Below are 9,646 nucleotides of genomic sequence, written 5' to 3'. Positions count from 1 at the left end.
AATAAATCTGAACAAAAAAACGACCAAGTAAAAGTTACCTTTTCTCTTGATCGCTTCTCGTAATACGTTTTATTGAATTACTTTTTCAGTGTCCTCGAGTAAATCGGGCAGGCTTTTTTGTTATAAAATATTTACTTATTATTTCAAATATTCGCCAGTTCATTGCTATGAAGAACAAAGCAATTCCCGATATGCTAATCGAATTGATGATTATTTACGGGAAGTAACTGTAACTATTTAGCGACTATCACATCAAAAGAGGGATCAATAATTTGCTATCTTCAACAAAAAACAAAACCACATGGGATTATTCAGCGCCGACGAACCTAAACGTTACGAAATTGATGGCAAACAACTTGCTTGTATATTTTGCAAAGGTGAAACATTTCATACCCGGACAGAGCAGCTACACTCGCCCGGCCGAACTTTTTTAAACCTTGAGTGGACAGATAGTACTGCTAGTTGTTTTGTGTGTAGCAGTTGTGGTTTTATGCATTGGTTTATGCGGTAAGCGTTGCTATAAACGTGCCATTGCTTGGTACGAAGCAACCGCACGTTGCTTGGTTTAGACTTTTCTCTGTGCGATTGCCACGCTACCCTCGGATGAAAAAAGGTTAGAGTAAATAGCTCACGCCTTTTTCAGGTATCGTAACCGGGTATCCATCAGCTGTTAAAGCATCGCTTAATGGCTGCATGCTGCTTTCTTCCCCATGCACAAGGTACACACCTTTAAGGGTTGCCTTATTTTGTGTTTTAATGGTGTTTACAAGGTCATCGTGGTCGCCATGGGCGCTCAGTACGTCTGTTTGCTTAATGGTGGCGTAAACGGCCAGATCGCGATCTTTAATATGAACTATTGAATCCCCGCGGAGCAAGCGGTTCCCAAGCGTTCCTTTGGCACAGTAGCCAATGAAAAGGATCGTGCAATAATAATTCTGGATGTTATAAAACAGGTGATCCTGAATCCGTCCGCCCTCTAACATGCCTGCTGATGATATGATAATACAAGGCTCGTAGTAGTTTGAAATTTGGCGGCTATCCTGCAGGGTCTCTACATACGTCAGGTTGTCAAACTCAAATTCATCGCCTAGCGAGTTATAAAAGTCTTGTGCCTCTTTATTTAACAGGTTATGATATTTACGGAAAACTCTTGTCGCCCTGCTGGCCATAGGGCTATCAACAAAAACCTTTACGGGTGGCAATAAGCCGCTGCTAAATATTTTATTTAACGTAAATACCAGCGATTGTGTGCGTCCAATACTAAAAGCGGGGATAATCAAACGCCCTTGTTCTTTCACGCAGCACTTATCAATTACATCAACCAATGTTTCTTCAACAGATTTGCCTTTGCTATGTGTACGTCCACCATAGGTTGATTCTGTTACCACAAAATCTACCGGTGGTAACGGTTGCGGGTCATCAAGTACCGGGTAGTTTTTACGGCCAATATCGCCGGTAAAAGCTATTGATTTTTCGGTACCGTTATCATTGATCTTAAATACGGCTGCCGCAGCCCCCAATAAATGCCCAACGGGGATAAAAGTAACCTCCACATCGCCGCTAATACGAAACGGTTTATTAAAGGCTATGGTTATAAAGCGCTCCATGGCATCCATAACATGCTTTTGCAGATAAAGCGGCTGCACGTTAGTGTTATACTTCCCTTTGCCATGCTTGCGGCTTTTGCCGGCTTTGTTCATAAAAATATTTACCGAGTCGAGCAGCAAAAGCTCCGTGAGGTCGGCAGTAGGCGGCGTACACAATATTTGCCCGTTAAAACCCAAACGTACCAGGGTGGGTATGTTGCCCGAATGATCAATATGCGCGTGGGTAAGTACCACTACATCAATATCGCGCGGATCAAACGGAAAGTTTTCGTTGGATTGTACGCTACGGTCTTTTTCGTAATCAAGGCCGCAGTCTATCAGTATTCTATATTGCCCAATTTCAAGCAGGTGCATGCTGCCCGTAACTTGCCGCGCTGCCCCATGTATCGTTAATTTCATCAAGATCTTTCTTTACGGCGTAACTGCAAACTTAGCAGAACTAAAATGATCAACACCAGTACGCCAAGGCTGATCTTAAAATTCATCGAGGATTTGTCGCTTTGTACCTGGAGTTCTTCCTGTTGTTGTTTTACTTTTTCAAGTTGTTTTTGAAGCCGGGCGATGGTATACATAGATTCCAGCGACTCGCCCTCGGCTTGTTTAGACCTATCTGCGGCTTGCTTTTGTTGAAACACGCGATAGTCTAACAGTATTTTTAGTTGTGCATAGATGTCATTGTCTGCTTTAACAATGTCCATCAATATTTCATTACTACGCTTAATGTCTTTCTTGGTTTGCAGGCCAAATATGCCGGTGCGCTCGGTAAGGCTTTGATCGTAGCGGCTAAACTTTTGGCTCCGCACATCCAGCATGCTGTTTATACGCTCGCGCTGGCGTTCATAGGTGGCCGAGTCGATATCTTTTTCTGCAAAAACATTGGCGCTCAACAAAACCAGTATAATGGGTAAAAATATTAGTTTCCTCATCGTTGGTAATCAAAATCTATAATTACGCTATCGCCTAAATTCAATCCCAATAGTCCGCTTGCGTTGCCCTTGTTTATAGCTATCTCCAAATGGTCGCTAATGCCAAATAAGCAGAGTTTTTCGCCCTCAGGCACCTCGCTATAGTGCCAGCTTAAGTGATTAATAGTTTCATTACGTTTAAAATACAACGTAAACTGGCGGCCCTGTTGTACCTTATTAAAAAACTCTTTAGTAATATTCGTAATTACGTTTTGAAACGAATCGATATAAATTACGGATCCTTTTATAACGTTCCTTTCTATCACCGGTTGCAAAGTCATGCGTTGCTCAATACCGGCCACCGGGATGCCAATTTCGGCAAGCTCACCGCCGTTGGCCAGGTGACAGGCCGCTTTAACAAAGATATCCGCAAGCGGAAAATGCAGAAATTTAAGGTCCTGCATAATGTTGATCTCCACTATCTCATCAGGTTCCTGGTCAAACATCAACGAAAAGATGCCATTGTCTGATCCTACAAAGTAATGATTTTGGTAACGCAGTGCCAGGTATCGGGTGTTGTCGCTATATACTGTATCAATGCCAATAAGGTGCACCGTATCGTCAGGGAAATAATAAAAACTATTTTTTAAAATGAAGGCGGCTTGCTGTACATTGTAGGCTTGAACGCAGTTGGTAACATCAACAATGTTAACCGATGGCAGCAACTTTAATATACTGCCTTTAAGCGCCGCAAGGTATATATCCTTGTCGCCCAAATCAGTAGTTAAAGTTATTATTGCCATTATTTTTTTAAATATTTATTGCTAATCTTGTACAAGCGTAATATGCTGCAAATATTCAATTTTTAATTCATAAAAATCGACCACAAAATAATCAATTTACCATTGAACGAGCTTAAAATATCAATTGAGAATATAAACCCGGCAGTTTTATGGGGCCCAAATAATGATCATTTTGAGATCATTAAAAAACAGTATCCTAAGCTTAAGATCGTTGCGCGCGGGAGTGAGGTTAAAGTGTTGGGTGATGAGCGCGAGCTGGTAATTTTTGAAGAAAAATTTAACTACCTGGTACAACACGTAGAGAAGTACGAAAGCATCAGCCTTTCTGACCTGGAAAGAATATTGGGCTCAAAGATAGACACCTCTGCCTCTGCCGACCCTGCTGCTGATAAATTTGCCAGCGGCGAGGTGATTGTATTTGGCCCTAACGGTGTTATGGTTAAGGCCCGCACGGCCAACCAGCGCAAAATGGTTGATGCCATTAACCAAAGTGATATTTTGTTTGCTATTGGCCCCGCAGGTACCGGTAAAACGTATACGGCGGTTGCTTTGGCGGTACGCGCACTTAAAAACAAAGAGATCAAACGTATTATACTTACCCGCCCTGCGGTTGAGGCTGGTGAGAACCTTGGTTTTTTACCAGGTGATTTGAAAGAAAAGATTGACCCATACTTGCGCCCCCTATATGACGCTTTGGATGATATGATCCCGGCGGAAAAATTGAAACTTTACCTGGAAAACCGCACCATAGAGATTGCCCCATTGGCCTTTATGCGCGGCCGTACTTTAGATAACTGTTTTGTGATATTGGACGAAGCCCAAAATGCTACCGATATGCAGCTAAAGATGTTTTTAACCCGTATGGGTCCATCTGCAAAGTTTATTGTCACCGGCGATGTTACCCAGATAGATTTACCTAAAAAACAACAATCAGGCCTGCACAACGCGTTGCGCATATTAACTGATATTAAAGGAATTGACATTGTTTACCTAAGCGGCGAAGACGTGGTACGCCACAAATTAGTACGTAAGATACTAGCCGCTTACGGGGATATACAATAATAGATAGGAGATGTTAGATGTGAGATAGGAGACAGGGATTGTAAAATCCGGATCTCATATCTCGCATCTCAAATCTACACCCACAGATGAACGCAATAAAAGAAACTCAATTTAACTTCCCAAAACAAACCAGCTTTTATAAGGGTAAGGTTAGGGATGTATATACTATAGATAACAAATATCTGGTAATGGTGGTTAGCGACCGGATCTCTGCATTTGATGTGGTTCTGCCGGAGCCTATTCCTTACAAAGGACAGGTTTTGAACCAGATTGCCGCTAAGTTTTTAGCTGCTACCGCCGATATTGTGCCTAACTGGGTTGTTAATGTACCCGATCCCAGCGTGACCATAGGCCGCATTTGCGAGCCGTTTAAAGTAGAGATGGTTATTCGCGGCTATTTGGCGGGCCATGCCGCACGAGAATATGCTGCCGGCAAACGCACGGTTTGTGGTGTTAGCCTGCCCGAAGGTTTAAAAGAGAACGATAAACTGCCCGAGCCTATCATTACCCCAACTACTAAAGCTGCGGTAGGGCATGACGAGGATATCTCCAGAGAAGATATTTTGGCTAAAGGCATTGTATCACCAGAGGACTACGAACAATTAGAAAAATATACCCGCGCGCTGTTTGCACGCGGTACCGAAATAGCAGCCACACAGGGACTGATTTTGGTAGACACAAAGTACGAGTTTGGTAAAGTGGGCGAAGAGATTTTCCTGATAGACGAGATCCATACACCAGATTCTTCGCGCTATTTTTATACTGAGGGTTACGCAGAAAGGCAAGCCAGCGGCGAGCCGCAAAAACAACTGTCAAAGGAGTTTGTGCGTCGGTGGTTAATAGAGAATGGTTTTCAGGGTAAAGACGGCCAGTTAGTGCCCGAGATGACGCCGGATAAGGTTGAATCAATATCAGAACGCTATATTGAGCTATACGAACAGATAACCGGCGAAGCTTTTGTAAAGCCTGAAGGCACTGATGTTTTGCGTAGGGTAGAGGATGCTATTAATAAAGCGCTTGTCGCTTTATAATTTTAATTTGTAAATAATATTTATATTAGCACTTAAATTATTTAAAAAGACAAGATGAAGTTTACTGTTGATAAACACGAGAAATATATTTTGCTGAAGCTCAATGAATCAAAACTGAACTCGTTGATCACTCCGCAATTAAAATCTGAGTTGATATTAATCAACACAGAAGGCCAGAGAAATATCATCCTTGATCTGTCTCAGGTAAAATTTGCAGATTCGTCTGGCTTGAGCAGCCTGTTGGTTGGCCATCGTTTATGCAAAAGTGCTGAAGGTTCTTTTATCCTTACGGGATTGAATGACGCGGTATCCCGTTTAATTACTATCTCACAGCTAGAAACTGTTCTAACTATCGTCCCTACAGCAGAAGAAGGTATCGACGTTATTTTTATGGAAGAGATAGAAAAAGAATTAAAAAAAGAAGCAAGATAGCACTTACATTGTTTACCTGATATGAGATTTGAGGTAACGATACTTGGAAGTAGTTCTGCAACACCCATTTACAATAGAAACCCTACATCGCAGGTGCTCAACATCAATGAGCGCCTGTATTTGGTTGACTGCGGCGAAGGCACGCAGCAACAAATGCTCCGCTTTGATGTAAGGGCCAGCCGCATAGATCATATTTTTATCAGTCATCTGCATGGCGACCATTACCTGGGGCTGGTAGGGCTGCTATCGTCTTTGCACTTAAACGGCCGTAAAAAAACGCTCAAGCTTTTTGGGCCGCCGCAATTGCTTGAGATCATTGATCTGCAGTTTAAATACTCGGAAACCGTTTTACAATACCAGATAGACTTTATACCGACTAACCCTTTAGCCGCCGAAACCATTTTGGTTAACGAGGATGTAAGTGTAGAGACTATTCCGCTTAATCATCGCATATCATGTACGGGCTTTTTGTTCAGAGAAAAGAAACGATTGCGCAAACTTTATAAAGAAAAACTGGAACGCCTGGCGGTACCGGTTGAACACTTTACCGCCCTAAAAAAAGGTGCCGATTACGTTGACCTGAAAGGCAGGGTTTATAAGAACGACGAGTTAACTTCCGACTCAGACAATCCGCGCAGCTTTGCTTATTGCTCAGACACCATGTTTGATGAAAGGTATTTTGAACAAATAAAAGGCGCTGATATGCTTTACCACGAAGCTACCTTTTTACACGCCATGCTTGATCGCGCTAACGACACGCATCACACCACCGCTTTGCAGGCAGCACAAATTGCCAATATTACCGGCGCAAAAAAACTACTGATAGGCCATTTCTCGGCCCGTTATAAAACCCTTGACGAGTTGCTGGAGGAAGCACAAAGCGAGTTTCCTAATACTGCTTTGGCTATTGAGGGAAAGACGTTTTTTATATAGCCCCTTGGATGTATTCAACATAATGTTATTGCGAGCGATAGCGTGTCAAACGCACGGAGAACAGGCCCAAACTTTGAATACGTGCGATTGCTCGTCCTCGCAACAACAAAAATGCCTACTTCCCTATTTCTGTATCAATTAACGCATACAGTTCATTACCCGCAGATGGGCGTTTAAAGTTATTGGTGATCTTTCCGGCTTTAGTAATAAACAAGTAGTGGGGGATTCCCGTTATGCCAAATGCATTTTTGTAGTTGCCGTATTGTTCTTTACTTAAAAAGAAATGGTTAGCCTTAAAATTTAGATTGTTTAATACAGCTTTATAAGCGTTTTCTTCAGACGCACCACATAAAAACACAAAGGTTACTTTGTCTTTATATTTTTCCATTACCTGTGGGTAATACGGAAATTCGGCCCGGCAGGGCCCACACCAGGTAGCCCACAGATCAACATACAGGTTTTGCCCCGGGAATTTTTTGGTCAGCATTTTTACGACATCAGCTTCTGTTGATTTAGTATAGGTAATGTTTTTATTCAATTTATTCTCAGTCAACACTTCGGCTATGATGTAATCCTGCATTTGCGGACTGATGCCTTCAAAGATCTTCGGCTTAACCTGGTTAAAAAAGCTAGTCAAATGATATTCGGTAATTAAATTACCGTTCTTAATATCTGCTATTACCGGTGGTAAGTTTTTAGTGTAGTAATTGTTGGCCAAAACGCAGTAAATAGAATCAGACGATGCTATAGCTTTTGGGTTAACTTTAAATTGTTCCTGAATGCCATGAGCTTTCACGCTATCGGCCCCCAGGGCTGCCCCGGAAAATATTTTGTCAAGCAGGGCTATATCATCCGTTGTTAAAACCATGTTAGGGTTGCCGATAACAGCAGTACGCCTAAACTGGTTTTCTACGCTTAGCGGTATATCAACATAACTAACCATACTAAAAAAGCGGCTGTTTTGTGCAGTGCTTTTAGGGTAATTTATTTTTGAATAATCTATTTCAACGCGTTTTTCCTGGCTAAGCGCCAGAAGGTTTAGAATATGTTCGCTGGCTATTAAATTGGTAAGCCATTCTGTAGTGATCGAATCGGCCGCGCCAAGTTGCGTTTTTACAATGCCCGGTATTTGCGCTAATTTGATATTCAATAAACCAACGTCTCCGGCAACGATAGTCGGGTCGGGCTTAAGTAGGCCAAGGCCGCTGGCTTTCATGTAAGTACCGAAAAAACTGCTGTATCGGTTAGCATTAGGTCCCGAAAACGCGTCCTTAAAATCTGTACGATAATGTATGTTGGGGTAATGCTGCGAGGCTTGGTCTATCTTATAGTACCGTACAACCATGTGTAGTGTTTCGTTAGGCGCAACAAGCGTCAAAACATAATCGCCCACGCCCGATTGTATGATCACATCCTGTGGGTTTAGCAAGTGTAAAGATAGTTTAAACTTGCCCTGTTTGTCGTACTTGCAGGTTACCCGTTTGGTTTCACCAAACGGATCAACATACTCAACCGAGATGCTGTTGTCTAAATAAACAGTTTTATCAAGGGTGGCGAAGTTTTCTACATAGCCGTCAATAATGATGTTGTCTTTAATTTTGGCAAACGTATTGCTGCCCACCAGGAGCAATAGTAATATCACCTTGTAAACGTTAGAGATAGCTATAGATGTTCGCTTGGTTTGCATAATAAGTTGTAATAAGTGTAGATTGTCTTAGCATCTAAGATATAGAAATATTAATGATTGCTACAACTGAATTGGTAAAGCGGCGTAATAACTCGGTAATCGCAGTAAAATCATCGGTAAACAAAAAAGGCTTCCAACCGGAAGCCTTTAAATATCCTAATGATAAACTTACTTTTAATCATCTTTTTTACCCCCGCCAAATACAGAGAAGTGGACATAACGTTTTGGGTTTTCTTTCAAATCTAAAAACAATAAATTTAGGTTTGCAGACGATGCTTCAAGGTTTTTGTACAATTTATCATCGTTCATTAATAAACCTAAAGACCCTTTATTGTTATTAAGGTTGTTCATTACAGCTTGTAAATCGGCCACTGCTTTATTAGCGTTATCTAAAGTTTGTTTGATATTACCATTAGCTAAATCGCCGCTAAACCGCTGGAAATTTGCAGTAACGTTATTTAAACCGGCTGTAGTAGTTCTTAAATTGGCCGATACGGCTTCTGAATTGCTTAAAATGCCATTGATGTGGCCGCTCTGTGCAGCAACTAAATTATCTACTTTTTTGGTTGTGCCCTCTAAGGTTTGTAAAGAATTAGCTATGCTGTTAAAGCTACGGTCTACATTGCGCTGAAAACCCGGGTTTAATATCCTATTGACAGCCGCTAACGACGAATCTAACCTGTTCATTAAATTTTCGGCTTTAGTTTGTATGGGCTGTAAGCTTTCAGCCAGGCTGCCTTGTACGTCGGCACGCAGGGTGTCTTTATTCTCGGCCAATTGTTTGCTGTCGCCCAATAAAAACACGATAGCCTTGCTGCCCAAAAGGTCAGTACTAACCAATTTGGCTAAGGTGTTTGTGGGTACCTCATATTCGTTTTTAATTTTTAACTCAACGGTAGTGCGTCCATCGGCGCCAAGCTCCATTTTAGAGATATGGCCAATTTGGAAACCGTTAACCAAAACCGGTTTTGATACGGTCAGTCCGTCAACACTGCCGTAAATTGCGTAAAATTTGTTTGATCCGGAGAATACGTCATTGCCGCGCAAAAAACTATAACCTAATATAAGTACAGTAATAGCTAAGGTAGTTAATGCGCCTATTTTAGTTTCGTTAGAAATTTTCATATTATAATATAGATGTTGTGATATTAGGTATTTTGCAGATTAAGCCTGACGTTTAATTATT

General features: G+C 41.7%; 10 protein-coding genes. 5 read left to right on the top strand and 5 right to left on the bottom strand.

Annotated features, from left to right (window positions below):
* The first annotated feature begins 301 nt into the window (after window positions 1-301).
* On the top strand, window positions 302-511 hold the full coding sequence (locus ACFSYC_RS17755) for a hypothetical protein (RefSeq protein WP_377130189.1): 210 nt from the start codon (window positions 302-304) through the stop codon (window positions 509-511).
* Between the two features lie 103 nt (window positions 512-614).
* Here ACFSYC_RS17755 and ACFSYC_RS17750 read toward each other — a convergent pair whose 3' ends face one another.
* Genes ACFSYC_RS17750 through ACFSYC_RS17740 form a run of 3 tightly spaced genes read right to left on the bottom strand, consistent with a single transcriptional unit; the run spans window position 615 to window position 3,315 of the window.
* Window positions 615-2,006 (bottom strand): MBL fold metallo-hydrolase, encoded by a 1,392-nt coding sequence (locus tag ACFSYC_RS17750; RefSeq protein ID WP_377130188.1) that lies wholly within the window; start codon window positions 2,004-2,006, stop codon window positions 615-617.
* Window positions 2,006-2,533: a hypothetical protein gene (locus ACFSYC_RS17745; RefSeq protein ID WP_377130187.1), complete on the bottom strand. Its 528-nt coding sequence runs from the start codon at window positions 2,531-2,533 to the stop codon at window positions 2,006-2,008. Before ACFSYC_RS17745 ends, ACFSYC_RS17750 begins: the two co-directional genes overlap by 1 nt.
* Window positions 2,530-3,315 carry an SAM hydrolase/SAM-dependent halogenase family protein gene (locus ACFSYC_RS17740; RefSeq protein WP_377130186.1) on the bottom strand — a complete coding sequence of 262 codons (786 nt, stop codon included), beginning with the start codon at window positions 3,313-3,315 and terminating at the stop codon, window positions 2,530-2,532. The genes ACFSYC_RS17745 and ACFSYC_RS17740 overlap by 4 nt, the downstream gene beginning before the upstream one ends.
* 102 nt (window positions 3,316-3,417) lie before the next feature.
* Between ACFSYC_RS17740 and ACFSYC_RS17735 the strand changes: the two genes are divergently transcribed.
* From ACFSYC_RS17735 to ACFSYC_RS17720, 4 genes are all read left to right on the top strand, one after another.
* Window positions 3,418-4,377, top strand: a complete 960-nt coding sequence (locus tag ACFSYC_RS17735) for a PhoH family protein (RefSeq protein WP_377130185.1) — start codon at window positions 3,418-3,420, stop codon at window positions 4,375-4,377.
* 86 nt (window positions 4,378-4,463) lie between these two features.
* The gene (locus ACFSYC_RS17730) at window positions 4,464-5,408 is read left to right on the top strand and encodes a phosphoribosylaminoimidazolesuccinocarboxamide synthase (RefSeq protein WP_377130184.1); all 945 of its coding nucleotides are present in this window, start codon (window positions 4,464-4,466) and stop codon (window positions 5,406-5,408) included.
* Between the two features lie 54 nt (window positions 5,409-5,462).
* Window positions 5,463-5,840 (top strand): STAS domain-containing protein, encoded by a 378-nt coding sequence (locus ACFSYC_RS17725; protein WP_377130183.1) that lies wholly within the window; start codon window positions 5,463-5,465, stop codon window positions 5,838-5,840.
* 21 nt (window positions 5,841-5,861) lie between these two features.
* On the top strand, window positions 5,862-6,773 hold the full coding sequence (locus ACFSYC_RS17720) for a ribonuclease Z (protein WP_377130182.1): 912 nt from the start codon (window positions 5,862-5,864) through the stop codon (window positions 6,771-6,773).
* Window positions 6,774-6,888: 115 nt separating this feature from the next.
* Here the strand turns inward: ACFSYC_RS17720 and ACFSYC_RS17715 are convergent, their stop codons facing one another.
* Window positions 6,889-8,460 carry a TlpA family protein disulfide reductase gene (locus tag ACFSYC_RS17715; RefSeq protein WP_377130181.1) on the bottom strand — a complete coding sequence of 524 codons (1,572 nt, stop codon included), beginning with the start codon at window positions 8,458-8,460 and terminating at the stop codon, window positions 6,889-6,891.
* Window positions 8,461-8,634: 174 nt separating this feature from the next.
* The gene (locus tag ACFSYC_RS17710) at window positions 8,635-9,585 is read right to left on the bottom strand and encodes an MlaD family protein (RefSeq protein ID WP_377130180.1); all 951 of its coding nucleotides are present in this window, start codon (window positions 9,583-9,585) and stop codon (window positions 8,635-8,637) included.
* Window positions 9,586-9,646: the final 61 nt, after the last annotated feature.

The sequence above is a fragment of the Mucilaginibacter antarcticus genome (assembly GCF_042686155.1).
GTDB lineage: Bacteria > Bacteroidota > Bacteroidia > Sphingobacteriales > Sphingobacteriaceae > Mucilaginibacter > Mucilaginibacter antarcticus.
This window is presented reverse-complemented; position numbering and strand designations above follow the sequence as displayed.

Coding starts and splice junctions, on each gene's coding strand:
- ACFSYC_RS17755 (WP_377130189.1), top strand. CDS start 302: ATGGGATTATTCAGCGCCGACGAACCTAAACGTTACGAAATTGATGGC.
- ACFSYC_RS17750 (WP_377130188.1), bottom strand. CDS start 2,006: ATGAAATTAACGATACATGGGGCAGCGCGGCAAGTTACGGGCAGCATG.
- ACFSYC_RS17745 (WP_377130187.1), bottom strand. CDS start 2,533: ATGAGGAAACTAATATTTTTACCCATTATACTGGTTTTGTTGAGCGCC.
- ACFSYC_RS17740 (WP_377130186.1), bottom strand. CDS start 3,315: ATGGCAATAATAACTTTAACTACTGATTTGGGCGACAAGGATATATAC.
- ACFSYC_RS17730 (WP_377130184.1), top strand. CDS start 4,464: ATGAACGCAATAAAAGAAACTCAATTTAACTTCCCAAAACAAACCAGC.
- ACFSYC_RS17725 (WP_377130183.1), top strand. CDS start 5,463: ATGAAGTTTACTGTTGATAAACACGAGAAATATATTTTGCTGAAGCTC.
- ACFSYC_RS17720 (WP_377130182.1), top strand. CDS start 5,862: ATGAGATTTGAGGTAACGATACTTGGAAGTAGTTCTGCAACACCCATT.
- ACFSYC_RS17715 (WP_377130181.1), bottom strand. CDS start 8,460: ATGCAAACCAAGCGAACATCTATAGCTATCTCTAACGTTTACAAGGTG.
- ACFSYC_RS17710 (WP_377130180.1), bottom strand. CDS start 9,585: ATGAAAATTTCTAACGAAACTAAAATAGGCGCATTAACTACCTTAGCT.